Below are 25,489 nucleotides of genomic sequence, written 5' to 3'. Positions count from 1 at the left end.
CCGCACGACCTCCGCTCTCCCCTCGAAGCGCTCCAAGCCGAGCACGGGTGCGGATCCGACGGGACGCGTTGGTGGAGTTGAGGTTTTCCCTGGAACTTCCGCCTCACTCGCGCGGATCGCTCTCCGTCACCACGATGCCGTCGTGGTCGCTGAGCAGGTACTCACCGGGGACGAAGCTGATCCCGCCGAGTTCGACCTCGACGTCCAGCTCTCCCTCACCGGTCTTGGCGCTCTTGCGCGGGTTGGTGCCCAGCGCCTTGATCCCGAAGTCCATCTCCGCCAGGACCGCCGAGTCGCGCACGGGACCGTTGATCACCACACCGCTCCAGCCGTTCGAGCGGCCCAGCTCGGCGATCAGGTCCCCCATCAGGGCCGTGTGCATCGAGCCGTGGCCGTCGATCACCAGGACCTGCCCGTCTCCTGGCTCCGAGAGCACCCTCTTGAGCAGCGCGTTGTCCTGGAAACAGCGCACCGCGCGGATGCGCCCGGCAAACACGGAACGGCCACCGTACTGGCGGAACTGCACGTCGCAGCTACGGACGGCGTCACCGTCCCGGTCGGCGAGGTCGGCGGTCGAGAGATCCATCGAAGCTCCTCGGTCGGTTCATACACGGTGGGAGGCCACGGTGACCGCGGTCATCACGAGGCCCTGGTCGGTCAGGAATCGCCCGTCGAAACCGGACAGTGCCCCGTCTTCCGTCACGGGTGGATCGACGAGCAGATCGGCCCGGAAGGTCTCACGGATCGGATCGATGGTGACGAAGGCATCCTCGAACCCCAGCCAGCGTCCCGTCAGCGGGAACCACGCCTTGTAGACGCTCTCCTTGGCACTGAACAGGATCCGATCCCAGTGCCGGCCCTGCGGCAGCTTCTCCAGCAGTGCGCGTTCCCCCGGAGAACCGACGTACTCCAGAACCCCCTCGGGGAGAACGTCGGAGACCTCGGCGTCGATGCCCACCGCGGTCGTCGGTCCGTGCTCGGCCACGGCCGCTGCACAGTACCCCTCGCAGTGGGTGATGCTGCCGACGATGCCGTCGGGCCAGAGCGGCTCGCGCTTGGGGCCGCTGAGAACGGCGACCGCGTCTCGGCCGAGATCGGTCAGAGCGCGCCGGGCGCAGGTGCGCGCGAGCGTGACCTCACGCCGCCGCTTCTCCACGGCCCTGGTGACCAGCTGCTCCTCCTCCGGCAGGAGGCAGGCGGTCGGGTCCTCGCCCAGGATCTCGGCGGAGGCGACGGTGTCGGGCAGCAGGCGATCGATCATCGGTGCGCCCTCACGAACTCCTCGAACGTGCGCTCCCCCGCCGGTGGAAGGATGCTGTGCAGTGGATCGGGGTCCTGCGTACGCCGCTGCCACTCCCGGGGATACCCGAGCGAGACCTCCTCGAACGGAACGCCGTCGATGCGGTCGGTGACCGGGATGTGCAAGTGTCCGTGCACTTCGGCGACCGCGCGGAAACGACGATGCCAGTCCGCCGTCAACTCGGTACCGCACCAGATGGCGAACTGCGGATACCGCAGGCGCAGGGTCGGCTCGGGATGCAGCGGCCAGTGCGAGACCAGCACCGTCGAGTACTCCTCCGGGATCGCTTCCAGCCGCGGCAGGGTCTCGGCGACCCGCTGCTTGCACCAGGCCTGCCGAGTCTCGTACGGATCGGGCCTGAGCAGCGCCTCATCCGAGCAGACCACCCGGGTGTCGTAGGCATGTGCCAGGGCTTCGTCCACGGACTGTCCCGGGGGCCGGAAGCTGTAGTCGTAGAGCACGAACAGGGGTGCGATGACCACGGATTCACCGCCGCTCTCCCACACCGGGTAGGGATCCTCCGGCGTGAGCACTCCCATGTCCCGGCACAGCTCGACGAGATGCTCGTAGCGGGCCACCCCTCTCAGCCCGGCATCATCCCCGGCCGTGGCCCACAATTCGTGATTGCCCGGAACCCAGATGACCTGCTCGAAGCGGTCCCGCAATGTCCGCAGGGCCCAGGTGACCGTCTCGATGTTCTCGGCGACATCGCCTGCCACGATCAGCCAGTCGGCTGACGAGTGCGGCCGGATGTCGTCCAAGATCGCGCGATTGCCCCGGTGGGAGACGTGCAGATCACTGGTCGCGAGCAGGGACGGTGCCGACATGCGCCGGAGCCTACCGGTCGGACCCCGCCGCACGGCCCCGAAGTGCTCAACCTTGCATCCCTGTTGACAACGGTCCTGTCCGGTGTCATTGCTCGGTCTGTGGAGACAAGCACCGGGAGATTCCGATGAACGGACAGCATGCGGTCGTCGTCGGCGGCGGAATCGGCGGCCTGTGTGCGGCCATCGGCCTGCGTACGGCGGGATGGCGTGTCACCGTCGCCGAACGAGCTTCGCGGTTCGGCGAGATCGGGGCCGGCATCATGCTGTGGCCCAACGCCGTTCGGGCCCTGCGGGAGTTGGGCGTGCACGAGCGCATGCGCGCGTTGAGCACACCGCAGGTTCAGGGTGGGATACGAACCCACCGCGGCACGTGGCTGATGCGTATGGACCACTCCGCCGTCGAACGCCGGCTCGGCGGCCCGGTGCTCGGTGTGCATCGCGCGGACCTGCTTGCGTCGCTCCTGGAGGCGTTGCCCCCGGAGTCGCTGCGACAGGGCACGGAGATCACCGGCGTCACAGCGGTCGCCGGACTCACCTCGTCCTCCGGCGACATCGACGACGCCGATCTCGTCGTCGGCGCCGACGGCATCCGCAGCCGGGTACGGTCGAGTCTGTGGCCGCAGCACCCGGGTCCGTCCCCGACCGGGACAGTCGACTGGCGCGCCGTCATCGACGATCCCGGCGCCCCCGCCTTCGGGATGAGCTGGGGACCGGGAACCGAGTTCGGCAGTGTCCCGCTGGCCGACGGGCGGTTGTACTGGTACGCGTCGATCAACGCGGATGTCGTCACCGAGAACGGCGAGGACGAGGAGTTCCTGCTTCGGCACTTCCGTTCCTGGCACCATCCGGTCGGCCACCTGATCGCGTCCACGCCCGCCGGGGCGATTCTGCGGCACGAGGGCGCCTTTCTGCAGGAACCACTGTCTTGTTACGCCCGTGGCCGTGTCGCGCTGCTCGGTGATGCCGCACACGCCATGCCTCCGAATCTCGGGCAGGGTGCCTGCCAGGCCATCGAGGACGCTGTGGTGCTCGCGGCGTCGGCCGCAGAACGCGGTTCCGTGCCCGAGATCCTGCACCGCTACGACAGGCTGCGGAGACCGCGCAGTCAGGCGATCTCCCGCTCGTCCCGCCGGATGGGGAGGTTCGGCCAGCAGCTGAGCAGCCCACCGGCCGTCGCCATGCGTGACGCGGCGCTGCGGCTGGTCCCCTCCGCACTGAGCATGCGCGGCATGTCCACTCTTGCGTCCTGGGAAGCACCTACCATCCGGCCGGGCCGGTAGTTCGGAATCCGCCGGGAACGGACCGGGGTGGACCCGTCCTGATGGCTGATGGCGGCTCGATCGTGCTGCACCGAGCACCATGTCTTTTCGGATGGCTGCCGGGCGATCACGGCGCGACACTGGCCGGATGGATGAACGAGTTCGCAGGCGAGCACGCGTGGACGGGATCGTGCAGGGCGTCGGTTTCCGTCCCTTCGTCCACTCGCTGGCCACCAGGTTCGGCCTGTCCGGGCACGTGGGCAACGACGTGCACGGGGTTTTCCTGGAAGTCGAGGGAGAACCCGCGGCCGTGGAGTGTTTCCTGGACTCGTTGACCGAGAAGTCGCCGCCCCTGGCCGTGATCGAGAGCATGGCGGTGGAGGAGCTCTCCGCACAGGGCGGGGACTCGTTCGAGATCGTGGTCAGCGACGCCGCGGGCACGCGCGAAACGCTGGTTCCCGCCGACAGCGCGACCTGCGCGGACTGTCTCCACGAGATGTCCGATCCGGCCGACCGGCGATTCGGATACCCGTTCATCAACTGCACGAACTGCGGTCCGCGGTTCACCATCGTGCGTGATATTCCGTACGACCGGCCGCTGACCACCATGGCGGCGTTTGCCATGTGCGCTCGGTGCGAGTCCGAATATCACGATCCGGCCGACCGGCGATTCCACGCGCAGCCGGTGTGCTGCCCGAACTGTGGACCTCGACTTCGGCTGCGTGATGCCGACGGTCTGCCGCTGGCGGGTGATCCGCTGACCGGAGTCGTTGCCGCACTGGGACGTGGAGAGGTCGCCGCGATAAAGGGGCTCGGCGGATATCACCTCGCCGTGGATGCCACCCACCAGGACGCCACCGCGACCCTGCGCAAGCGCAAGCACCGCGAGGACAAGCCGTTCGCGATCATGGTCGCCGATGTGGACCGGGCGAGATCCCTGTGCGTGGTGGACGAAACCGAGCAGGCACTGCTGACCTCGCCACGGCGACCCATCGTCCTGCTGCGGACCCGGCCGGATACGGCCCTGGCCGCGGCGGTGGCACCCGGCAATCACGAGCTCGGCGTGATGTTGCCCTACACGCCGCTGCACCAGCTGCTGCTCCGGCGGTTCGGCGCGCCGATCGTGCTGACCAGTGGCAACGTCTCGGACGAACCGATCGCCTACTCCGATGACGATGCGCTGGCGAGACTGTCGGGCATCGCGGATGTGTTCCTGTCCCATGACCGGGCGATTCACCTGCGCACCGATGACTCCGTGGTCCGGGCGTTCCGGGGCCGCGAGAGGCTCGTGCGCCGCTCGCGCGGCTACGTCCCGCAGCCGGTGACGCTGGCCTGGGACTTCCCACGGCAGGTGCTCGCCTGTGGCGCGGAACTGAAAAACACCTTCTGCGTGACCAAGCAGCACCACGCCGTCGTCTCGCACCACATCGGTGACCTCGAGAACCACGAGACGCTGACTGCCTTCACCGACGGGATCGAACACTTCCGGCGGCTGTTCGAAGTGGACCCCCGTATCGTGGCGCACGATCTCCACCCGGAGTACCTGTCCACCAAGTACGCACTGGACCGCGACGGTGTCGAACTCGTCGGGGTGCAGCACCATCACGCGCACATCGCCGCATGTCTGGCCGACAGTGCCGAAAGCGGGCCGGTGATCGGCGTGGCCTTCGACGGCCTCGGCTACGGAACGGACGGAACTCTCTGGGGTGGCGAGTTCCTCCTGGCCGATCTGGTGGACTTCCGTCGCCTGGCCCACCTCGAACCCGTTCCGATGCCCGGGGCGAGCACGGCGATCAGGCAACCCTGGCGGATGGCTGTCGCACATCTGCTCTCGGCCTACGGGCAGCACCCGCAGGAGGACCTCGACCTGCTTCGGCGCAACGAGCAGCAGTGGCCCACCGTGGCCGAGATGGCCACACGCGGTATCAACGCACCGCTGACCTCCAGTGCAGGTCGCCTCTTCGACGCCGCCGCGGCCATTCTCGGCATGCGGAACACGGTCACCTTCGAGGGGCAGGCGGCGATCGAACTCGAACAGGCCGCCGACCGCGACGAACCGGCGAGCTACCCGGTCGCGGTCACCGGCGGGGCCGAGCCGCTGCGGGTGCAGGGTGCCGATCTGATTCGGGCCGTGACCGAGGATCTGCGGGCAGGCGCGACCCCGGCGGTGATCTCGGCACGGTTCCACAACGGGGTAGCGGACATGATCAGCGAGGTGTGCACGAGCCTGCGCGAGGCCACCGGGGTGTCCACAGTGGCCCTGTCCGGTGGGGTTTTCCAGAACGTGCTGCTGCTGGAGCGCGCCACCGCACGCCTGGAAGCACGGGGGTTCCGCGTCCTGTTGCATGCACGGGTGCCTGCCAACGACGGCGGCATCAGCCTCGGGCAGGCCGTCATCGCCGGAGCGCGGGACAGGATCGCCCGCTAACCTTCTTCGACGTGCCGGTGCAGCCAGGCGTACCAGTCCCGGAGACCGTCCCCCTTCGTCGCCGAGACCGGCAGGACCCGGACATCGGGGTTGATCCGCCTGGCATAGCTGGTGAACAGCTCCACGTCATAGTCGAGATGCGGGAGCAGATCGACCTTGTTCAGCAGGACGAGATCGGTCGCGGCGAACATGTTCGGATACTTCAGTGGTTTGTCCTCGCCCTCGGTCACCGAGGCCACCACGACCTTGCCGCGCTCTCCGAGGTCGAACAGCGCCGGGCACACGAGATTGCCGACGTTCTCGATGAACACCACCGACCGCTCGGGCGGAGCCAGCGAGCGCAGTGCCTGCTCGATCATGTCCGCATCGAGGTGACAACCGGCGCCGGTGTTGACCTGAACCACGGTGCACCCCGTGGCCCGCAGCCGACCGGCGTCCAGCAGTGTTTCCTGATCCCCCTCGATCACCGACACCGGAATCCGGGCTCCGGCCTCCCGGAGGGTGCGTTCGAGCAAGGTCGTCTTCCCCGAGCCCGGTGAACTCATCAGATTGAGGGCGAGGATCTCCCGCTCGGCCAGCCATGCGCGATTGCGCTGTGCCAGGAGGTCGTTCTTGGCCAGCACCTCCTGCTCCAGCAGGATCGTTCGCGTCCTGCCCGGCTCCGCGGGAGCCGCTTCCTGCGTGTGGCCGTGCGAGTGACCGTGCCCGTGGGCAGGCGCACGGTCCTGCTCGTGGTCCTGCTCGTGCGCGTGGCCATGCCCGTGATCACGGCCCTGCCCGCGCTCCGCGACCTCCGGGCCGCTCACCCGGACACCGGCACCGGCCGAACATCCGCACGTGCTGCACATGGCTATGGCACCTCCACCGATCTGACCCGTAGTTCCCGACCTTCGAGTACCGCCACGTCGGCACTCCCGCAGGGACACAGCACGATGAGATCCGGCACCTCGAACTCGGCTCCGCACCGCCTGCAGGAACCGCGCCCTTCCGGTTCCACGATGTCCAGCTGCGCACCGTCCAACGCCGTTCCCTCGGCCACGAGGTCGAAGCAGAACCGCACCGAGTCGGGGACCACGCCGGAGAGCCTGCCGATCTCCAGTTGGAGCCGGGTGATGCGCGGCTCCTCGACCACGTCGAGCACCGCCTCCACGATGCTCTGGGTGATACCCAACTCGTGCACCGCGGGCACCTCCCTCAGCAGATCCTCGGCAGAGGGTCTCCCACGAGCAGGTCCACGATGCGCGTTCCCCCGAAAGCGGTGTTCAACAACACCAGTCCCGGCGGGTCCTCCCCGACCCGGCCGATCACGTCCGCATCGGCTCCCAGCGGGTGCGCACGCAAGGCCGACAGGGCCGCATCGGTCTGCTCCCCGTCGACGATCACGACGATCCTGCCCTCGCACGCCACGTAAAGCGGGTCGATCCCGAGCAGCTCGGAAGCGCCGCGCACCTCGGTCCGGACCGGCAACCGGTCCTCGTCGACCACCACGGCCGCCTCCGCAGCCGTGGCGACCTCGTTGAGAATGGTCGCCACACCTCCGCGTGTCGCATCCCGCATCGCCCGAACACCGGGAACCGAGCGCAGCAGCTCGGCGGTCAGACCGCTCACCGCGGCGGTGTCCGAGGTGAGATCCGCGTCGATGTCGAGCTCGCCGCGAGCGAGCATCACCGTGACACCGTGATCACCGATGGGGCCGGACACCAGCACGGAATCACCGGGCCGTGCCGTGTCGATCCCCAGCCGGTGCTCGGTCTCGACAACGCCGACACCGGTGGTGTTGATGTAGCAGCCGTCGGCCTTGCCTTTCTGCACCACCTTGGTGTCACCCGTCACGACCTGAACACCCGCGGATCGGGCCGCGGCGGCCATGGATTCCACGATGCGTTTCAGGTCGGCAACCGGAAATCCTTCTTCGATGATGAATCCCGCGGACAGATACAACGGCGTCGCACCCGAGACCGCGAGATCGTTGACCGTGCCGTTGACGGCGAGATCACCGATGTCGCCGCCGGGAAAGAACAGCGGGGACACCACGAACGAGTCGGTGGTCAACGCCAGGCGCGATCGATCGACCGCGAATTCGGCACCGTCTTCCAGCCGCTCCAGCAGCGGGTTGCGGAAGCGCTCCAGAAAGATCGCCTCGATCAGCGTCTGGGTCGCCTTGCCACCCGCACCGTGCGCCAGCGTGATCCGTTCTTCCTTGATCTTCGCCTTGCGTTTACGGGCTTTCTCGATGCGATCGAGAACCTGCTGCTCACGGTCCTGGTACTCACTACCCGGCTTCCGGGCGGCGTGCTCGGGCTCGGCGTGCGCGTGATGCTCGGCCATCGCCTCCTCGACCCAGTTGGCCGGAGGTTCCTGCGCGCCGACGCCGGAAACCGTCTGCTCCCGTCCCAGGTGATCGTGGTCGGTGGTCACGCCCTGCTCGCCTCCTTCACACGTTCCCGGCTGAAGCGACCGAAGTTGTAGTAGGCCGCGCACGCGCCCTCGGGCGAGACCATGCACGTGCCGATCGGCGTCTCCGGCGTGCAGGCGGTACCGAACACCTTGCACTCCCACGGTTTGAGCACGCCCTTGAGGACCTCCCCGCACTGGCACGCCTTCGGGTCCGCCACCCGGATGCCCGGCAGGTCGAACCGGCGTTCCGCGTCGAAGGCGGCATACTTCTCACGCAGGCGGGTGGCCGAGTGCGAGATGAATCCGAGTCCCCGCCATTCGAAGTACGGGCGCAGCTCCATCGTCTCGTTGATGGCCTTGAGCGCCACGCTGTTGCCGTCCCACGGCACCACCCGCCGGTACTGGTTCTCGACCTCGGAACGGCCTTCGGTGAGTTGCAGCATCAGCATGTAGATCGACTGCAGGATGTCGAGCGGCTCGAACCCGGCCACGACGAGCGGCTTTCCGTAATCCCGGGCGATGAATTCGTACGGGCGGCACCCGATCACCGTCGAGACGTGGCCGGGCCCGACGAAACCATCCAGCCGCAGATCCGGTGAATCCAGGATCGCCTTGATCGCCGGAATGATGGTGACGTGGTTGCAGAACACCGAGAAATTCGTCAGTCCTTCGGCCTCCGCGCGCAACAGCGTCATCGCGGTGGAGGGAGTCGTCGTCTCGAACCCGATCGCCATGAACACGACCTGCTGGTCCGGGTTCTGCCTGGCGATTTTCAACGAGTCCAGCGGCGAGTAGACCATGCGGATGTTGGTGCCTTCCGCATTCGAGTCGAAAAACGAGCCGTTGCTCCCCGGCACGCGCATCATGTCGCCGAACGAGGTCATCAGCACGCCCTGCTGACGCGCGATGTGAATCGAGTCGTCGATCCGCCCCATCGGAATGACGCAGACGGGACATCCCGGGCCGTGCACGAGCTCGATGTTCTCCGGAAGGTAGTCCTCCAACCCGTGCTTGTAGATGGTGTGGGTATGGCCGCCGCACACCTCCATGAACTTGTACTGCCTTCCCGGCTCGCACAGATCGGCGATCTTCGCGGACAACGCGCGCGCCTTTTCGGCGTCACGGTATTCGTCGACGAAACGCATACGTGTCAGCTCCTTCGAGCGTGCGTTCGGCTGGCCTCATTCGATCCGGGATTCCTGCAGAGCTTCGAGTTCATCGGTGTAGGCCTTTCCGATGTCCTCCAGGAGTTCCAGTACCGCCCGGGCCTCTTGCTCGTCGATCTTGGACAGTGCGAAACCGACATGGATCAGGACCCACTCGCCCGGTACGGGAGAATCGTCGCCGAGCAGTCCGACATTGATGTTGCGGCGAACACCGCTGACATCCACCTTGGCCAGGTCGGGACGGTCGGGAAGAATTTCGAGAACCTCACCGGGAATACCCAGGCACATTCGTTCTCCCCTCACATCCGGCTGGTTTTGATGTAATGCTTCACGCTCGGCCGGAGTGCCCGGCCGAGAACGGCAGCCAGCCCGATCACCGCGGACCTGAGCAACCATCGACGAAACACCGCATACCTCCTCGAATCGTTGTTCACGCGCCGGCCTGCTCGGCCGGACGCTGCTTCGACGCACCTTTCGCGGGCACTGCGATACGGACGGACCCGTTGTCCGACAGCAGCGGCAGCGGTGCCAGGTGCAACGTGGGACGCCGCTCGCCACGACCGGCAAGCAGGACCTCGTACCGTTCCGGGCACGCGGGGCAGCCCAGCACACCCCCGTCCAGCTTTCCCGGGGACAAGCCTGCGGTGCAGGACGGACACCGATCCCGGTAGGCGTAGAGCACACCATCCACATTGCACACGAGGACGGGGTTGTCGCCGACGACCACGGACGTCAGCTCACCGGAGGCAAGGCCGGCCACCTCCTCGACGGCCTGCCACGGGGAAGCGGCGGGATCGGAAGTATCGGCGGGTTCGGATCCCGCGGAAACCACCGGCAGGAGCGGGCGTCCACCGGGGCCGGTCTCGGCCGAGGGCCACGGCGCCACGAGTCCCTCCACGGCGATGTCGGTGATCTCCGGGGCGACCTGGCGGATCGTGTCCTCGATGGCCAACGTGACGGTCACCGCCGAGGACGGGCATCCCCGGCAGTTGCCCAGCAACCGCAGGCGTACCGCGGTCTCGTCGAGGCCCAGCAGACCGACATCCCCGGAGTGCGACCTCAGGTAGGGCCGGACACTGTCGAGAGCACCGGCGATCCGCTCCTCGAGGCACGTGGTCCGCACGCTCGCGTTGTTCGCCTCCGCCATCATCGCCTCACCGGCCCGCATCCCGCCGGCCACGGATCCGCGCCCCCCGGATTCCGGCCGCGGCGGATCACTGCTCGATCTCCTGACCTGCGTGCAGCGACATCGCCGAGGACTCGGGGATGTGCTCCTCGGCCAGCGCGAACAGCGTGAGTTCCCACAGCGCGTGATACAGCGTCGTCTGCGCTTCCTGAATCCGGTGCACCGACGGCGACGGGACCACGAACAGGTAGTCGATGCTGTCCGACTCGGCCATCCTGCCACCCTCGTAGCCCGCGATCCCGACGGTCAGCAGACCACGTCGGCTCGCCTCGTCGAAGCCACGCAGCAGGTTCGGTGAGTTGCCGCTGGTCGACATCCCCACCGCGATGTCGTGGCGCCTGCCGAAGGCTCCGATCTGCCTGGCGAAGATCACGTCGAATCCGACGTCGTTGCACAGCGCCGTCACCACGGCGATGTCACTGGTCAATCCGAAGGCGGGCAGCGGCCGTTGGCCGACGCCGGGGTGCAGGAACAGGCTGGCCATGTCCTGGGCATCGGTCGAGCTTCCGCCGTTTCCGAACGCCAGCAGCCTGCCCCCGGTACGGAACTCCTCGGCCATCGCACTCGCGCAGGCGACGAGCTTTTCACCCTCGTGGCGGCACACGTGACGGCGCAGCTCCATGATCTCGCGTGCTTTGTCCCGAGTGGACTGCTGCACGTCACGGAGTACGGCGTCGACATCGCCTGCGGAGCTGTTCAGGAACGGATACAGCGATTCAGCGATGGCGACGTCGCTTGTCGAATCATCGGGCGAACTCTGCACAGGTCACTCCTCCACGATCGCGATGGCCTCGCCCGCGTGAACGAGGACGGTGTCACCGACTCCGGCCGCCACGAGAGCGACGCTGATTTCCTCCTGCCCCGTGCCGGTGTCCACGACTGCGATCGCATCGTCGAGCAACCGCACCACCGTGACCGGAACGGCTTCGTCGGAGCAGGTCACGCAGGTGTCGCCGTGGCAGGCATGCCCGGCGGGAACGGGATCCGGAAGCGGTTCGGTACTCATGCGGACACTTCCGGTGTGAGTGCGCCCGGCTGCTCGAAGAAGACGTGCACCAGCTCCCACAGGATGTGATACATCGTCACGTGAACTTCCTTGACCACACGTGGATCGTCGGCGCGGGCGGTGAGCACGTGATCGAGGTCGGCCCGGCCGATCGCGCCGCCATCGCCGCCGACGAGACCGATCGTGAGCAATCCCCGCTCCTGGCTCTCCCGCAGCCCGCGCAGCACGTTGGTGCAGTTGCCGTCGGTGGAGATTCCGAGCGCGATGTCGGACGACTCGCCCAGATGACGCACCTGGTGGGCGAACACCTCGTCCAGTCCCTCACCGGTGGCGACGCCGGTCACCGTCGCGACATCCGAGGTGAGCGAAATGGCGGGCAGGGCGCGCTTGCCCACGATCACGGGGTGGACGAACTCGACCGCGACGTGCTGTGCGTCGGTGCTCGGGCCGCCATTGCCGAAAACGACGAGTTTTCCACCATGATGGAAACGCCGTGCCATGGCATGACAGGCTCGCGCGACGCTTTCCGCGTTCGCGAGCACATGATTGATCGGTTCGACCCTGCGCTCGAAAAGGTTCTCGACAGCGTCGAGCGCACCGATCCCGGACGAGTACGCCATCGTCGGTCACTTTCTCGTGTGGTGGGGATTCTCGTTGCGGTGGGAGAATGCAGCGCTTTTCAAGCTAAGCCGGTGACCTATACCACACAACTCGAACCGGCATGAACCGCCCGGTCGAGGGAAATGGAACCGCGATGGCACCACGACAGGTTCCCGCGGGCAGGGCCGACGGAAGAAATCGGGCGGGCGAGGAAGTTCCTCGCCCGCCCGGTTGGCCGTGGCCCGTGCTCAGCGGACCCTAGCGCCCCCTGCGTTCCTTGAGTTTGGTCAGCGCCTCGTCCAGGATGGCCATCCCGTCGGAGTCGCTGCGACGTTCCTGCACATACGCCAGGTGGCTCTTGTAGGGCTCGTGGCGCCGAGGCTCCGGGGGATTGTCCGCATCCCTGCCTGCCGGAAGCCCGCAACGGGGGCAGTCCCACACATCCGGTACCTGGGCGTCCAGGGCGAACGACGGCCGCACATGGTGCCCGTTGTCACACCAGTAGTCCACCTGCTGCCGCGGAGCGGACTCCCCGCGCTCGATCTCGCCCATCGAACCGCCACCGATGCGCGTGCCGCGAATCGTGCTACCACCAGTCATCCCTGCTCCCACCAAGCCACCGGTTTGCGTATCGATACCGGCTTGTCGTGAACCCTCGACCGCAGTGCGGCGGGAGAGTTCGGTCCTTTCCGAGGGCGACGACCGGACGGGCCGTTCAGCCGCCCAGCTTGACCAGCAAGCCGGTGCCGACGATGGAGATGACCCACAACGCGATGACGAACAGGGTCATCCGGTCGAGGTTCTTCTCCGCCACGCTGGAACCCGCCAGGCTGGACTGCATGCCGCCGCCGAAGAGTGAGGAGAGCCCGCCGCCCTTGGCTCGGTGCAGCAGCACCAGCAGCACCAGCAGCACACTCGTCACGAGCAACAGGATCCGCAGGAAAAGTGTCATATCGTCCTCGTTCGCACAGCGGTTCGCAACACAGCGTACCGGGTCGCACGCAGCGGGAAGACCGCCGTCCGTAGCAATGGCCCGGTCAGTGGTCCGGTATCGGTGGCCCGGTCGGTCACGCGATCAGGGCAGGGGGCCGCCCGCGGCCATCGCGCTCATCTTGGCGAACTCGTCACCGTTGAGACTGGCACCGCCCACGAGAGCACCATCGACATCGGTTTGGCCGAGCAACTCGGCGATGTTGCTCGACTTCACCGATCCCCCGTAGAGCACCCGTACCTCGTCGGCGACCTCCGTGCCGTACTTGTCGGCCAGCGCGATCCGCAGCGCCCCGCACACCTCTTGTGCGTCCTCGGCGGTGGCGACCTTGCCGGTACCGATCGCCCACACGGGCTCATAGGCCACCACACTGCGGCGGACCTGTTCGGGTTTGAGCCCCTTGAGTCCGTTGATGAGCTGGGTGGTGCAGTGCTCGACCTGATTGCCCGCCTCGCGGACCTCCAGTTGTTCACCGACGCACAGGATCGGCGACATGTCGTTCTTGAGCGTCGCACGAACCTTGCGGTTGATCAGCTCGTCGGTCTCGGCGTGGTAATCACGGCGTTCCGAGTGGCCGACCACCACGTAACTGCAACCGAGCTTGGCCAGCATCGGCGCGGACACATCTCCCGTGTAGGCGCCGGATTCCTGGTCCGAGACGTCCTGCGCGCCGTACCGGAGCAGCAGTTTGTCGCCTTCGACCAGGGTCTGCACGCTGCGCAGATCGGTGAACGGCGGCAGTGCGGCCACCTCCACCTTGTCGAAGTACTTCTCCGGAAGAGCGAACGCCACCTTCTGCACCAGCGCGATGGCTTCGAGGTGGTTCAGGTTCATCTTCCAGTTGCCTGCGATCAGGGGTTGCCTGGCCATGCTCACTCCTTCCCTTCCAGGACCGCGACGCCGGGGAGCTCCTGTCCTTCGAGGAATTCGAGGGAGGCACCACCACCGGTGGAGATGTGCGAGAAACCGTCCTCGGGCAGGCCGAGACCGCGCACCGCCGCAGCCGAGTCGCCGCCGCCGACCACGCTGAACGCGTCGGAGTCCACGATCGCCCCGGCCACACTCCGGGTTCCCTCGGCGAAGGCCGGGAACTCGAAGACGCCTGCCGGGCCGTTCCAGAACACCGTCCGTGCCGTGGCGAGCAGCTCGGCGAACCGCTCCGCACTGCGCGGTCCGATATCCAGGCCCTGCCAGCCCGCGGGCATGTCCTCCACCGGAACCACGCGGGTGTCGGCATCGGCGGCGAACCGGTCGGCGACAACGACATCCACCGGCAGGACGAGCTTGTCACCGTGCTCGTCGAGCAACTGTCGCGTGGAGTCGATCTGGTCTTCCTGCAGCAGTGAACTGCCGACGTCGTGGCCCTGTGCCGCCAGGAACGTGTAGACCATGCCGCCACCGATGATGAGCTTGTCGACCTTCGGCAGCAGCGCCTTGATCACGCCGAGCTTGTCCGAGACCTTCGACCCGCCCAGCACGACGGCGTAGGGGCGTTCGGGGTCTCCGGTCAGCGTCCGCAGGACCCGAACCTCGTCGAGGACGAGACCGCCCGCAAAGCCGGGCAGCTTCCTGGCCACGTCGTAGACCGAGGCCTGCTTACGGTGCACGACGCCGAAACCGTCGGAGACGAAGGCGGCGTCACCGCCGACGAGACCCACCAGGTCCTCGGCGAGTCCTGCTCGTTCGACATCGTCCTTGCTGGTTTCCCGCGCGTCGAAACGCACGTTCTCCAGCAGCGCGACCGAACCGTCGGTCAACCCGCCCACGACGGAGTGGGCCGAGGAGGCCACCACGTCTTCGGCCAGGGCCACCTCGGCACCGAGCAGCTCACCGAGTCGGCGAGCAACCGGAGCCAGCGAGAACTGCGGGTCCGGTGCGCCCTTCGGACGGCCCAGATGGGCGGTGACCACGACCCGCGCGCCTGCGGCGGTGAGTTTCTCGATGGTCGGCAGGGAGGCACGGACCCGGCCGTCGTCGGTGATGGTCTCGCCGTCCAGCGGGACATTGAGGTCGGCACGCACGAGCACGTACCGGCCGCGAACCCCTTCGGACAGCAGATCGTCGAGGTTTTTCACGCCTGTCGCTCCTCGCCAGGATTCAAGGAAAAGTCGGTCTCACCCGTGCTGATGGCAGTTGCCCTGCTCGCACGAGTGATCGGCCCGAGCACGGTGATCGCTTCCGGCGTGGGGCCGGCGGTCCGAGGACCACCGGCCCCACGCCGGAAAACAACGATCCCTCAGGAGAGCTTCGATCCGACCAGGTTTGCCAGATCGGCCAACCGGTTGGAGTAGCCCCACTCGTTGTCGTACCAGCCGACGATCTTGACCTGGTTGCCGATCACCTTGGTCAGCGGAGCGTCGAAGATCGTCGAGGCCGGATCGGTGACGATGTCGCTGGACACGATCGGCTCGTCGCTGTAGCGCAGCACGCCCTTGAGCGTGCCCTCGCTCGCGGCGGCCTGGAACGCGGCGTTGACCTCCTCGGCCGTGGCCTCGGTGTTCAGCGTCGCGGTCAGGTCGGTGACCGAGCCGGTCGGGACCGGCACGCGCATCGCGTAGCCGTCGAGCTTGCCGTTGAGCTCCGGCAGCACGAGGCCGATGGCCTTGGCCGCGCCGGTGCTGGTGGGCACGACGTTGACCGCCGCGGCACGCGCACGCCGCAGATCCTTGTGCGGGCCGTCCTGCAGGTTCTGATCCGCGGTATAGGCGTGCACCGTGGTCATGAGGCCGTTGTCGATGCCGAAGGAGTCGTTGAGCACCTTGGCCATCGGAGCCAGGCAGTTCGTGGTGCAGGACGCGTTGGAGATGATGGTCTGCGAACCGTCGTACTGGTCGTCGTTGACGCCGAGCACCACGGTCATGTCCTCGCCCTTGGCCGGAGCGGAGATGATGACCTTCTTGGCGCCGCCCTCGTCAACATGCTTGCGGGCATCGGAAGCCTGGGTGAAAAAGCCGGTGGATTCGACGACGACATCCACACCGAGGTCCGACCAGGGCAGTTTGCCGGGATCCTTCTCGGCGAGGATCTTGATGGTCTGCTTGCCCACCTGGATGCCCTCGTCGGTCACCTTGACCTCTTCGGCGAGCCGGCCCAGCACACTGTCGTTCTTCAGCAGGTGCGCCATGGTCGCGACATCGCCCAGGTCGTTCGCGGCGACGACCTCGATGTCGTGATCGCTGGCGGCCGCCGCACGCCAGAAGTTCCGTCCGATCCGACCGAAGCCGTTGATCCCTACGCGAACGGTCACGCCGATCTCTCCTCGTGACTGACCCGGCCGCCGGCGCGGCGGGTGAGCGGTTGATGGACTCGCCACAACCCTATCCCCCGGTCGGGCAGGCCCGCGCGGGCGGGAGCTACACCGGCTCGCACCCTATGCCTCGGCATCGGCATGGACATTGGCCTCCAGCATCTCCGCCGTCACCGCGGACTCGGTATCCGGCAGATCGAGCTCCCTGGCACGCTTGTCGGCCATCGCCAGCAACCGGCGGATCCGTCCGGCGACGGCGTCCTTCGTCATCGGCGGATCGGCGAGCTGCCCGAGTTCCTCCAGGGACGCCTGCCGGTGTGACAGACGTAGCCTGCCCGCCACGAGCAGGTGCTCCGGCACCGAGGAGCCCAGCAGTTCCAGGCCGCGCTCCACTCGCGCCGCGGAAGCCACGGCGGCCCGCGCCGAACGGCGCAGGTTCGCATCGTCGAAGTTGGCCAGGCGGTTCGCGGTGGCGCGGACCTCACGCCGCATGCGGCGCTCCTCCCAGGACAGCACACTCGTGTGCGCCCCCAGGCGAGTCAGCAGCGCCCCGATGGCGTCCCCGTCGCGCACGACGACCCGGTCGGCACCCCGGACCTCCCGCGATTTCGCCTGCACCTCCAGCCTGCGGGCGGCGCCGACCAGCGCCAGCGCCGACTCCGGCCCCGGACAGGTCACTTCCAGGGACGACGAGCGGCCTGGCTCGGTCAACGAGCCGTGCGCGAGGAACGCACCGCGCCACGCCGCCTCCGCATCACAGGCACCACCGGACACGACGTGCGCCGGGAGCCCGCGCACCGGACGCCCCCGCGGATCCAACAGGCCGGTCTGCCGGGCCAGGCTCTCGCCGTCGCGAACCACCCGCACCACGTAACGCGTGCCCTTGCGCAGACCTCCCGAGGTGATCATGTGCACGTCGGAATGATGTCCGAACAGCTCGTGAATTTCCCCGCGCAGACGCCGCGCGGCGGAACCGGTGTCCAGTTCGGCCTCCACCACCACGCGTCCCGCCACGATGTGCAAGCCACCGGCGAAACGCAGCAGTGAGGACACCTCGGATCTCCGGCAGCAGATCTTGGTCACCGGCAACCGGCTCAGCTCGTCCTTGACCGTCGAGGTCATCGCCACCAGTCCATCCTCCTCTCCAGTGCGGCCGCCAGGCACGCCGCCAACGCACCGGGCTCATGCCTGCCCGGCTCCGTCGGTGTGGCGACCTGATCAAGTAAAGTCTGCGCACCCAACTCCGCCGCCGCAGCGCGAAGACGATCAGGGGTGGGCACGGAATCCGCATCGGCCAGGACCGCATCCACCCGCAGCTGCGGTGCGTGCTGTGAGAGTACGTCGAGGTGTTGCTCGGGTGAGAACCCTGCGGTCTCTCCCGGTTGCGGCACGAGATTGAGCACGACGATCCGGTGCGCCTGCGTGGCCACCAGCGCTTCTCGCAGCTCGGGCACCATCAGATGCGGAAGAACGCTGGTGAACCAGGATCCGGGGCCGAGCAGCACCACGTCGGCGTCGAAGACCGCTCGGACCGCTTCCGGGGTGGCAATGGGCTTCTCGCGCTGCCCGTTGGTCGCGAAAAGGCGGATTTCTTTCACACGACCGGGTGTACTCGCGATGGCGACTTGCCCCCGGATCGTGCGAATCGCCCGACGGTCCTCTTCCAATCCGACGACGTCGGCTTCCATGTCCACGGGTGCTGCCGACATCGGCAGCACCCGGCCCTGCACGCCGAGCAGCCTGCACGTCTCGTCGAGCACTGCCACCGGATCCCCCAGCACGTCGAGCAGCCCCGCGAGCAGGAGGTTGCCCACCGCATGCCCGGCCAGCGCGCCGTTACCGCCGAAACGGTGCTCGAAAACCTGCGACCACAACCGGCCGGAGTCGTCGGCCGTCGACAGGACAGCCAGTGCCTTACGCAGATCACCCGGCGGAAGCATGCCCAGCTCACGGCGCAACCGGCCCGAGGAACCCCCGTCATCGGCGACCGTGACCACGGCGGTGATATCGGAGGTCACCTGCCGCAGGGCGGCCAAGCTCGCCTGCAACCCGTGACCGCCCCCGAGCGCCACGGCCCGCAACGGGCGCTCGGCCGACGCCGGTTCCGCAGCGTGGCCGTTCTGCGCGGCACTCACTCGCGCCCCAGGTCACGGTGCACCGTCTTGACCATCACCCCATCGTCGTCGGCCAGGCGTCTGGCCAGCTCCTCGGTCAGCGTCACGCTGCGGTGCTTGCCGCCCGTGCATCCCAGTGCCAGGGTCAGATACCGCTTGCCCTCCCGGTGATAGCCGGCACCGACCAGCCGCAGCAACTGCTGATAGCCACTCAGGAACTCCTCGGCGCCTTCCTGGCCGAGCACGTAGTTGCGGACCTCGTCGTCGAGACCGTTGAAATCGCGCAATTCCGGAATCCAGAACGGGTTGGGCAAAAACCGGCAGTCCATCACCAGGTCGGCATCCATCGGAAGACCGTACTTGTATCCGAAGGACAGCACGGTCACGCGCGTGCTGGTCCCCGACTCCGTGCCGAAGGCGTCCTCGATCTTGGCGCGGAGCTGGTGCACCGACAACCCCGTCGTGTCCAGAACCAGGTCCGCCTCGGCACGCAGCTTCGACAGCAGCGATCGCTCGGTGGCGATCCCGTCGGCCAGCCGCCCCTCTCCCTGCAACGGATGTCCCCGGCGGACCTGTTCGAAGCGCCGGACCAGGACCTCGTCGGTGGCCTCCAGGAACAGCACCCGGGGCTTGTAACCCCGCGCGTCCAGGTCCTTGATGACCGATCCGAGGTCCTCGGTGAACGCCCTGCTGCGCACGTCCATCACCACGGCGACCCGGGTGATCGCCCCGCTGGAACGGGCACCGAGTTCCACCATCGTCGAGATCAGTTCCGGTGGCAGGTTGTCCACGACGAACCAGCCGAGATCCTCCAGACACTTCGCCGCGGTACTCCGGCCCGCCCCCGACAGGCCGCTGACCACCGCCACCTCGATGCCCGACCGTTCCTCGTTCACTACCCCTCCCCTTCGGTCTTGTTCGCCACCTCGTCCTCGTTCGACGAGCCCGCCTCGTTCGACGGACCCGACGACAGGGCCGCGCGAACCGCCTCGGCGGTGCGCTCCCCGAACCCGGGAACCGCACCGATCTCCTCGGCACTGGCCTGGCGAATCTTGCGTACCGAGCCGAAATGCTTCAACAACGCCGCCTTGCGGACCTGTCCCAAGCCCGGTATCGCGTCCAGTTCGGAGCTTGTCATCCGCTTGGAGCGTTTCTGCCTGTGATAGCTGATCGCGAAGCGGTGCGCCTCGTCACGGACCCGTTGTAGCAGGTAGAGCGCCTCACTGGTGCGAGCGAGGATCAATGGCTCGGATTCGGCGGGCAACCACACCTCCTCCAGCCGTTTGGCCAGGCCGATCACCGCCACGTCGGTGATTCCCAGCTCCGCCAGGGCATCGGCGGCGGCATTGGCCTGTGGCGCACCGCCATCGACGACCAGCAGGTTCGGCGGGTAGGCGAACTTGCGCGGGCGTCCCGTCTCGGGATCGATGCCGGGAGTCGGCTCCGCGTTGTCGGCCGCCGGTTCCTCGGCCGCCGGTTCCTCGTCGGTCTGCTCCGCTCCGGCCGCGGCAGCGCCCTCGGGCACGGCAGCGTCCTCGGTCGCCAGGGCGACGGTGGCATCGGGTTGCACGCCCGGTGGGGTGGCCCCGGGTGCGGAAGCACCGGCCTCGGAGGGTCCCGTTTCGGAGCTTTCCGCCTCGGCCTCGACTTCCTTGAGGTAGCGGGCGAAGCGGCGCCGGACGACCTCGGCGATCGACCCGACATCGCCGCCCTCGGCACCCTGGCGAATCGAGAAACGGCGGTACTCGGACTTGCGCGGGACGCCGTCCTCGAAGACCACCAGCGAGGCCACGACGTCACTGCCCTGCACGTGGCTGACATCGACGCATTCGATCCGCAGCGGCGCGCTGTCGAGAGCCAGGGACTCCTGCAGTTCCTGCAAGGCGGCCGACCGGGCCGTGATGTCCCCGGCACGGCGAAGCTTGTACTGGGAGAAGGCTTCCTTCGCGTTGCGCTCGACGGTCTCCAGCAGGGTTCGCTTGTCGCCGCGCTGCGGGACCCGCAGGGAGACCCGGCTGCCCCGCAGGCCGCTCAGCCAATGCCCGACCGCCTCCGGGTCCTCGGGCAACTGGGGCACCAGCACTTCACGCGGTACGGGGCTGCCCCCTCCGGCATCGGCCTGCTCGGCCAGCGAGGCCTGCTCACCGTAGAACTGGGTGAGGAACTGCTCGGTCAGCTCCGCGGTCGAGGTCTCCTCGACCTTGTCGATGACCCAGCCGCGCTGCCCGCGCACGCGCCCGCCCCGGACGTGGAACACCTGCACGGCGGCAGCCAGTTCGTCCTCGGCGAAGGCGGCCACGTCGGCGTCGGTGCCGTCGCCGAGGACGACGGCCTGTTTCTCCATCGCCCGGCGCAGTGCCTCCAGGTCGTCGCGCAGCCGCGCGGCCCGCTCGAACTGCAGCTCCTCGGAGGCCTGCTGCATCTCCTTGTCGAGCCTGCGCATCATCGTGTCCGTGCGCCCGGCCAGGAAGTCGCAGAAGTCGTCGACGATGGCGCGGTGCTGGTCGGCGTCGACGCGCCCGACGCAGGGCGCCGAGCACTTGTCGATGTAGCCGAGCAGGCACGGCCGCCCGATCTGCGCGTGGCGCTTGAACACCCCGTCGGAGCACGTCCGGGCGGGGAAGACCCGCAGCAGCATGTCCAGCGTCTCGCGGATGGCCCAGGCGTGGGCGTACGGGCCGAAGTAGCGCACGCCCTTCTTGCGGGGGCCGCGGTAGACGTGCAGGCGCGGATACTGCTCGTGCAGCGTCACGGCCAGCACCGGGTACGACTTGTCGTCGCGGTAGCGGACGTTGAACCGCGGGTCGAACTCCTTGATCCAGGAGTACTCGAGCTGCAGCGCCTCGACCTCGGTGTTGACCACGGTCCACTGCACGCCGGTCGCCGTGGTCACCATCTGCCGGGTGCGCGGGTGCAGGCCGGCAAGGTCGGCGAAGTAGGAGGCCAGCCTGCTGCGCAGGCTTTTCGCCTTGCCGACGTAGATCACTCGCCCCCCGGCGTCGTGGAAGCGGTAGACGCCGGGGGCGTCCGGGATCGTCCCGGGAGCTGGTCGGTAAGTGGACGGATCGGCCACGGTCCCACCCTACGTACGCATGCGACATGCCCGGTCATGGGTGCTCGGCACGAGTCCGGCTCCGGATATGCCGCGTGTCAGGCACTCGGCCGGTGACTGTTTCGGGGAGTTGCTCGTCGGGGAGCAGCTTCAAGTCCAGCACCGCACTGGTGTCCAGCAACGCGCGCGGACCGAGCGAGCTCATCGGGTGTGCCAGGCCGGGTCGGTGGTGTTGGCGAGCAGCGCGCCCAGGTGGGCCTCTTCCGCTTCCAGACCGTCATCGCTTGCCGTGTCCGCTTCGGCGCGGAGTTCGTCGAATTCGTCGAAACCGACATTCGGGAGTTCGGCCAGCGCGGCCTTCAACTCGCGCGTGGGCACGTAACGCCGACGGGGACGCGGGCCGACTTCGGCGGCAAGGCGCAGCGCAGTGTTGACAGTATCCACTTTACTGTGTGTACCGAGACGCTCCTTGGCTTGCTCCAAAGCCTCGTCATCGAGGTTGATCTGCGTCTGTGCCATGTATGTATCATATTATGTAATACATTCACCTGGCTGATACGGCACTGCTGAACGGACTACCACCTACGGCGCCGGCTCAACCCCGCGGCGGTTCGTAGTGCTCGATGCGCCGGAGCAGGCGGCGGATCCGCGCGGCATACAGCGGGGACAGCGCGTAACCGGGGTAGCTGGCGAACCAACTCGCGCTGCCGAGGCTGACCGCGTCCGCACCGGCCCAGAAGTACTCTCGGCAGTCGTCGAAGCTGCGGATACCACCGGTGGCGATGATCGGCAGGGTCACCCCGGCCTCGCGCAGCTCGGAGATCACCCGGAGACCGACCGGTTTGATCGCCCGCCCCGACAGGCCGCCGAAACCGTTGCTCAACAGCGGTTGGCCGGTGTCCGGATCCAGCCGCAGTCCCTTGACGGTGTTGATCGCGGTCAGCGCCGACACGCCGTGCCTGGCGGCCAGCCGGGCGTGGGCGAGATAGTCGTAGTCCGGGGAGAGCTTGAGGATGACCGGGTGGTTACTGCGCGGCACCGCCTCGGCCAGCACCGACTCGATGATGCCGTTGAAGTCGAAGTTGACGTTGTGGCAGGAGACGTTGAACTCGACGGCGGCGATCTCGCCCGCCGGTACGGCCGCGTTGAGCTTGTCGACCAGGGTCACGAACTCCTCGGTGGAAAAGCCACCGACCGAGATGATCGTGTTCTGCCCCCGGGTGCGGGGATAGTAGTCACGCAGATAGGCGTCGATGCCGACGTTGCACCAGCCGAAGGCGTTGAGCCATCCGCCATCGACCTGCTGCAGCACCCGGCCGTATCGGCGCAGCAGTGCGGGCAACTCGTTGAGGTTCCAGTCGTCCCGCAGGACGAAGTGGCCCTGCCGGGGCTGCACGGTCAGGGTGCGGGTCGTGATCGCGCCGAAGCGCTCCAGCGGCACGAAGGTGGAGATGGGGCTCATGCCCCAGCGGAACAGCGGCTTGTTGGCCACCCCGTAGCCGAGCAGGCTGGACGAGGTCACAAGGCGATTACGTAACGTGATGTCGCCGAGCCGCACTGCGGGTTCGCTCGGCTCGTCCCGGACCAGCCGCAGGTTCCGCTCCTGGGTCACGCTCACGATCGCTCTCCTTGTACCGGCGCCGACGATCGGCGCCTCTCACTCGATGTGGCCGATACGGCGACGAAGTTCACGCAGATCCCGCATCGCCTGAACCGCATGGCCGCCGTCGATGGACTGAATGGCCATGATGGCGACGTACTCGTCGTCGGGCAGTTCCAGCCGCGCACACGCGGCACCGTCCGGGAAGCTGATTCCCAACACCTCCGGCCAGGTGTAACGGTAGGTCATGAGAGTGTTGCGAATCTCGATCCCCTGCTCGTCGGCACGCATCCGCGGCCGCATCGGCAACAGGATGCAGCCTGCCAGCACCATCCCGATGCCCACCATCGCCACCTGGTCGGAGACGGTGAAAAACACACCGGTCGTCGTGTCCTGGAGGAGGATTCCGGCGATCGTGCTGACGGTCAACACCACCGCCGCCACCGGAATCACCAGACGGCGGATCTTGCGCGGGCGAACCACCACGGTCGTATCCGCACTCTCGGCACGCGCGCTCATAGCAACCCTCACTCGTGACTCCAGTCGCGCAGTTCCCGCAGCACCAGTGCGGTTTCCAGTGCGGCGGCCGTCGCTTCGAAGCCCTTGTCCTCCACGGAGGCGGAGAACCCGGCGCGATCCAGTGCCTGCTGCTCACTGTCGCAGGTCAGCACACCGTTGCCCACAGACGTGGACTCGTCCAGAGCCACCCGTGTCAGCCCGGTGGTCACCGAATCGCACACGTACTCGAAATGCGGTGTTCCACCACGGATCACCACACCCAGCGCGACCACGGCATCATGCTGCCGCGCGAGCTGCTGGCACACCACCGGCAGCTCGACAGACCCCGGCACTCGCACCACGGTCGGCGCGTCAATGCCCGCTTCCCGTGCGGCGGCCAGCGCCCGTTCGAGGAGCCGGTCGGCGATGGTGCCGTGCCAACGGATCGCGGCGATGCCCAGTCGCACATCACCGGCCTGCGGAACGGTGGCCTCCGGACGGCCCTCGCCACTCATGCCGTCACCTCCGAGTCACCGCCGATCGACGAGTCCTCCCCGTCACCGAGATCATCCAGCTCGTGGCCCATCCGATCGCGCTTGGTGCGCAGGTAACGAAGGTTCTCCTCGTTCGGCCGGATCGGCAACGGCTCACGGCCGACGATACGCAGTCCGTAACCCTCCAGCCCGATCCGCTTGGCGGGATTGTTCGTCAGCAGCCGCATCGACCGGATACCGAGGTCGTACAGGATCTGCGCACCCTGCCCGTAGTCACGGCCGTCGACGGCCATGCCCAGCTCGAGATTGGCGTCGACGGTGTCGGCGCCGTCGTCCTGTAACTGGTAGGCCTGCAGCTTGTGCATCAGGCCGATGCCGCGCCCCTCGTGCCCGCGCATGTAGAGCACGACACCACGCCCGGCCTCGGCGACCTTGGCCATCGCCGCGTCGAGCTGAGGGCCGCAGTCGCAGCGTAGCGAGCCGAGCACGTCACCGGTCAGGCATTCCGAGTGCACGCGCACGAGGATGTCCTCGCCGTCGCCGATATCGCCGTAGATCAGTGCCAGGTGCTCGATGCCGTCGAGCAGGCTGTCGTAGCCGATCGTGCGGAAGGTGCCGTGCTCGGTCGGGATGCGTGCCTCGGCGACCCGCTCCACCTGCCGTTCGAACCGGCGGCGATAGGCGATCAGGTCCGCGATGGTGATCAGCGCGAGGTCGTGCTCGGCGGCGAAGACCTCCAGCTCGTCGCGCAGAGCCATCTCGCCTTCGCTCTTTTCGCTGACGATCTCGCACAATGTTCCCGCCGAGCGCAGCCCGGCGAGACGGGCGAGGTCCACGGAGGCCTCCGTGTGGCCGGGGCGCCGGAGCACGCCGCCGTCACGAGCCCGGAGCGGGACGACGTGGCCCGGCCGATTGAGGTCCTTGGCATCGGTGTCGGCATCGGCCAGGACCTTGATCGTGCGGGCCCGGTCGGCGGCCGAGATCCCGGTGGTGACGCCGACGGCGGCGTCCACCGTGACGGTGTAGGCGGTCCCACGCAGGTCCTGATTCGCGTGGTACATCGGCGGAAGGTCGAGCCGGTCACAGTCTTCTCCGGTGAGCGCGACACAGATATAACCCGAGGTGTAGCGCACCATGAACGCCACCAGCTCCGGGGTCGCCTTCTCCGCGGCGAAAATCAGGTCGCCCTCGTTCTCGCGGTCCTCGTCGTCGACGACGACCACCGGCCGTCCGGCCGCGATGTCGGCCAGCGCACGCTCGATATCGTCGAATGTTCCCGTGCTCACCTTGCTTGCACCCTTGCCGTCCTGTGTCCCTTGTTCGA

At 67.5% G+C, this 25,489-nt stretch carries 28 protein-coding genes; 2 read left to right on the top strand and 26 right to left on the bottom strand.

All coding sequences use genetic code 11. From position 1 onward, the window contains the following. Positions 1 to 103: 103 nt before the first annotated feature. Genes rraA through JOF55_RS17715 form a run of 3 tightly spaced genes read right to left on the bottom strand, consistent with a single transcriptional unit; the run spans position 104 to position 2,127 of the window. Positions 104 to 586 (bottom strand): ribonuclease E activity regulator RraA, encoded by a 483-nt coding sequence (gene rraA, locus JOF55_RS17725; RefSeq protein WP_310275655.1) that lies wholly within the window; start codon positions 584 to 586, stop codon positions 104 to 106. A gap of 18 nt (positions 587 to 604) precedes the next feature. Beyond that, positions 605 to 1,261 carry a 4'-phosphopantetheinyl transferase family protein gene (locus JOF55_RS17720; protein WP_310275653.1) on the bottom strand — a complete coding sequence of 219 codons (657 nt, stop codon included), beginning with the start codon at positions 1,259 to 1,261 and terminating at the stop codon, positions 605 to 607. After that, entirely contained in the window at positions 1,258 to 2,127 is an 870-nt protein-coding gene (locus JOF55_RS17715) for a metallophosphoesterase family protein (protein ID WP_310275651.1), read from the bottom strand. Before JOF55_RS17715 ends, JOF55_RS17720 begins: the two co-directional genes overlap by 4 nt. Before the next feature lie 125 nt (positions 2,128 to 2,252). On the opposite strand from JOF55_RS17715, the gene JOF55_RS17710 reads away from it, so the two are divergent. Both JOF55_RS17710 and hypF read left to right on the top strand, forming a co-directional pair. After that, a complete protein-coding gene (locus JOF55_RS17710; protein WP_310275649.1) occupies positions 2,253 to 3,407 on the top strand; it encodes an FAD-dependent monooxygenase in 1,155 nt (384 codons plus the stop codon). 127 nt (positions 3,408 to 3,534) lie between these two features. Next, positions 3,535 to 5,814: a carbamoyltransferase HypF gene (gene hypF, locus JOF55_RS17705; RefSeq protein WP_310275647.1), complete on the top strand. Its 2,280-nt coding sequence runs from the start codon at positions 3,535 to 3,537 to the stop codon at positions 5,812 to 5,814. Here hypF and hypB read toward each other — a convergent pair. From hypB to JOF55_RS17585, 23 genes are all read right to left on the bottom strand, one after another. Then, positions 5,811 to 6,662, bottom strand: a complete 852-nt coding sequence (gene hypB / locus JOF55_RS17700) for a hydrogenase nickel incorporation protein HypB (RefSeq protein ID WP_374727306.1) — start codon at positions 6,660 to 6,662, stop codon at positions 5,811 to 5,813. The genes hypF and hypB overlap by 4 nt on opposite strands. A 2-nt stretch (positions 6,663 to 6,664) precedes the next feature. Beyond that, positions 6,665 to 6,994 (bottom strand): hydrogenase maturation nickel metallochaperone HypA/HybF, encoded by a 330-nt coding sequence (locus JOF55_RS17695; RefSeq protein WP_310275644.1) that lies wholly within the window; start codon positions 6,992 to 6,994, stop codon positions 6,665 to 6,667. A gap of 14 nt (positions 6,995 to 7,008) precedes the next feature. Next, a complete protein-coding gene (gene hypE / locus JOF55_RS17690) occupies positions 7,009 to 8,232 on the bottom strand; it encodes a hydrogenase expression/formation protein HypE (RefSeq protein WP_310275643.1) in 1,224 nt (407 codons plus the stop codon). Next, positions 8,229 to 9,356: a hydrogenase formation protein HypD gene (gene hypD / locus JOF55_RS17685; protein WP_310275641.1), complete on the bottom strand. Its 1,128-nt coding sequence runs from the start codon at positions 9,354 to 9,356 to the stop codon at positions 8,229 to 8,231. Before hypD ends, hypE begins: the two co-directional genes overlap by 4 nt. A gap of 36 nt (positions 9,357 to 9,392) precedes the next feature. Next, positions 9,393 to 9,665, bottom strand: coding sequence for a HypC/HybG/HupF family hydrogenase formation chaperone (locus JOF55_RS17680; RefSeq protein ID WP_310275639.1), 273 nt, complete (start codon positions 9,663 to 9,665; stop codon positions 9,393 to 9,395). Between the two features lie 142 nt (positions 9,666 to 9,807). Continuing rightward, complete coding sequence (locus JOF55_RS17675) at positions 9,808 to 10,557, bottom strand: NifU family protein (protein ID WP_310275637.1); 750 nt, start codon at positions 10,555 to 10,557, stop codon at positions 9,808 to 9,810. A 34-nt stretch (positions 10,558 to 10,591) separates the two neighbouring features. Continuing rightward, entirely contained in the window at positions 10,592 to 11,326 is a 735-nt protein-coding gene (locus tag JOF55_RS17670) for a D-sedoheptulose-7-phosphate isomerase (protein WP_310275635.1), read from the bottom strand. Positions 11,327 to 11,329: 3 nt separating this feature from the next. Further along, entirely contained in the window at positions 11,330 to 11,569 is a 240-nt protein-coding gene (locus JOF55_RS17665; protein ID WP_310275633.1) for a HypC/HybG/HupF family hydrogenase formation chaperone, read from the bottom strand. Continuing rightward, positions 11,566 to 12,189: a D-sedoheptulose-7-phosphate isomerase gene (locus tag JOF55_RS17660; protein WP_374727305.1), complete on the bottom strand. Its 624-nt coding sequence runs from the start codon at positions 12,187 to 12,189 to the stop codon at positions 11,566 to 11,568. Before JOF55_RS17660 ends, JOF55_RS17665 begins: the two co-directional genes overlap by 4 nt. Before the next feature lie 238 nt (positions 12,190 to 12,427). Continuing rightward, positions 12,428 to 12,769, bottom strand: a complete 342-nt coding sequence (locus tag JOF55_RS17650) for an RNA polymerase-binding protein RbpA (RefSeq protein WP_310275631.1) — start codon at positions 12,767 to 12,769, stop codon at positions 12,428 to 12,430. Positions 12,770 to 12,884: 115 nt separating this feature from the next. Then, the gene (gene secG, locus JOF55_RS17645) at positions 12,885 to 13,121 is read right to left on the bottom strand and encodes a preprotein translocase subunit SecG (protein WP_310275628.1); all 237 of its coding nucleotides are present in this window, start codon (positions 13,119 to 13,121) and stop codon (positions 12,885 to 12,887) included. A gap of 123 nt (positions 13,122 to 13,244) precedes the next feature. Next, positions 13,245 to 14,030, bottom strand: coding sequence for a triose-phosphate isomerase (gene tpiA, locus JOF55_RS17640; RefSeq protein WP_310275625.1), 786 nt, complete (start codon positions 14,028 to 14,030; stop codon positions 13,245 to 13,247). A 2-nt stretch (positions 14,031 to 14,032) separates the two neighbouring features. Beyond that, on the bottom strand, positions 14,033 to 15,235 hold the full coding sequence (locus JOF55_RS17635; protein WP_310275623.1) for a phosphoglycerate kinase: 1,203 nt from the start codon (positions 15,233 to 15,235) through the stop codon (positions 14,033 to 14,035). Between the two features lie 161 nt (positions 15,236 to 15,396). Next, on the bottom strand, positions 15,397 to 16,407 hold the full coding sequence (gene gap / locus JOF55_RS17630) for a type I glyceraldehyde-3-phosphate dehydrogenase (protein WP_310275621.1): 1,011 nt from the start codon (positions 16,405 to 16,407) through the stop codon (positions 15,397 to 15,399). A gap of 123 nt (positions 16,408 to 16,530) precedes the next feature. After that, positions 16,531 to 17,535 carry a DNA-binding protein WhiA gene (gene whiA / locus JOF55_RS17625; protein WP_374727304.1) on the bottom strand — a complete coding sequence of 335 codons (1,005 nt, stop codon included), beginning with the start codon at positions 17,533 to 17,535 and terminating at the stop codon, positions 16,531 to 16,533. Then, a complete protein-coding gene (locus JOF55_RS17620; RefSeq protein ID WP_374727540.1) occupies positions 17,526 to 18,488 on the bottom strand; it encodes a gluconeogenesis factor YvcK family protein in 963 nt (320 codons plus the stop codon). The genes whiA and JOF55_RS17620 overlap by 10 nt, the downstream gene beginning before the upstream one ends. A gap of 50 nt (positions 18,489 to 18,538) precedes the next feature. After that, entirely contained in the window at positions 18,539 to 19,417 is an 879-nt protein-coding gene (gene rapZ, locus JOF55_RS17615) for an RNase adapter RapZ (RefSeq protein ID WP_310275618.1), read from the bottom strand. After that, the gene (gene uvrC, locus JOF55_RS17610; protein WP_310275616.1) at positions 19,417 to 21,594 is read right to left on the bottom strand and encodes an excinuclease ABC subunit UvrC; all 2,178 of its coding nucleotides are present in this window, start codon (positions 21,592 to 21,594) and stop codon (positions 19,417 to 19,419) included. The genes rapZ and uvrC overlap by 1 nt, the downstream gene beginning before the upstream one ends. 180 nt (positions 21,595 to 21,774) lie before the next feature. Then, on the bottom strand, positions 21,775 to 22,092 hold the full coding sequence (locus tag JOF55_RS17605; protein WP_310275614.1) for a type II toxin-antitoxin system VapB family antitoxin: 318 nt from the start codon (positions 22,090 to 22,092) through the stop codon (positions 21,775 to 21,777). A 76-nt stretch (positions 22,093 to 22,168) separates the two neighbouring features. After that, complete coding sequence (locus JOF55_RS17600; RefSeq protein ID WP_310275612.1) at positions 22,169 to 23,191, bottom strand: beta/alpha barrel domain-containing protein; 1,023 nt, start codon at positions 23,189 to 23,191, stop codon at positions 22,169 to 22,171. 39 nt (positions 23,192 to 23,230) lie between these two features. Further along, on the bottom strand, positions 23,231 to 23,692 hold the full coding sequence (locus tag JOF55_RS17595) for a PH domain-containing protein (RefSeq protein WP_310275609.1): 462 nt from the start codon (positions 23,690 to 23,692) through the stop codon (positions 23,231 to 23,233). An 8-nt stretch (positions 23,693 to 23,700) separates the two neighbouring features. Continuing rightward, positions 23,701 to 24,186 (bottom strand): 6,7-dimethyl-8-ribityllumazine synthase, encoded by a 486-nt coding sequence (ribH, locus tag JOF55_RS17590; protein WP_310275606.1) that lies wholly within the window; start codon positions 24,184 to 24,186, stop codon positions 23,701 to 23,703. Next, positions 24,183 to 25,451, bottom strand: coding sequence for a bifunctional 3,4-dihydroxy-2-butanone-4-phosphate synthase/GTP cyclohydrolase II (locus JOF55_RS17585; RefSeq protein WP_310275604.1), 1,269 nt, complete (start codon positions 25,449 to 25,451; stop codon positions 24,183 to 24,185). The genes ribH and JOF55_RS17585 overlap by 4 nt, the downstream gene beginning before the upstream one ends. Between the last annotated feature and the right edge of the window lie 38 nt (positions 25,452 to 25,489).

Origin of the sequence: Haloactinomyces albus (genome assembly GCF_031458135.1) — a bacterium.
Taxonomy (GTDB): Bacteria; Actinomycetota; Actinomycetes; order Mycobacteriales; family Pseudonocardiaceae; genus Haloactinomyces; species Haloactinomyces albus.
The sequence above is the reverse complement of the archived record's forward strand: the minus strand, read 5'-3'. Positions and strand labels throughout refer to the sequence as shown.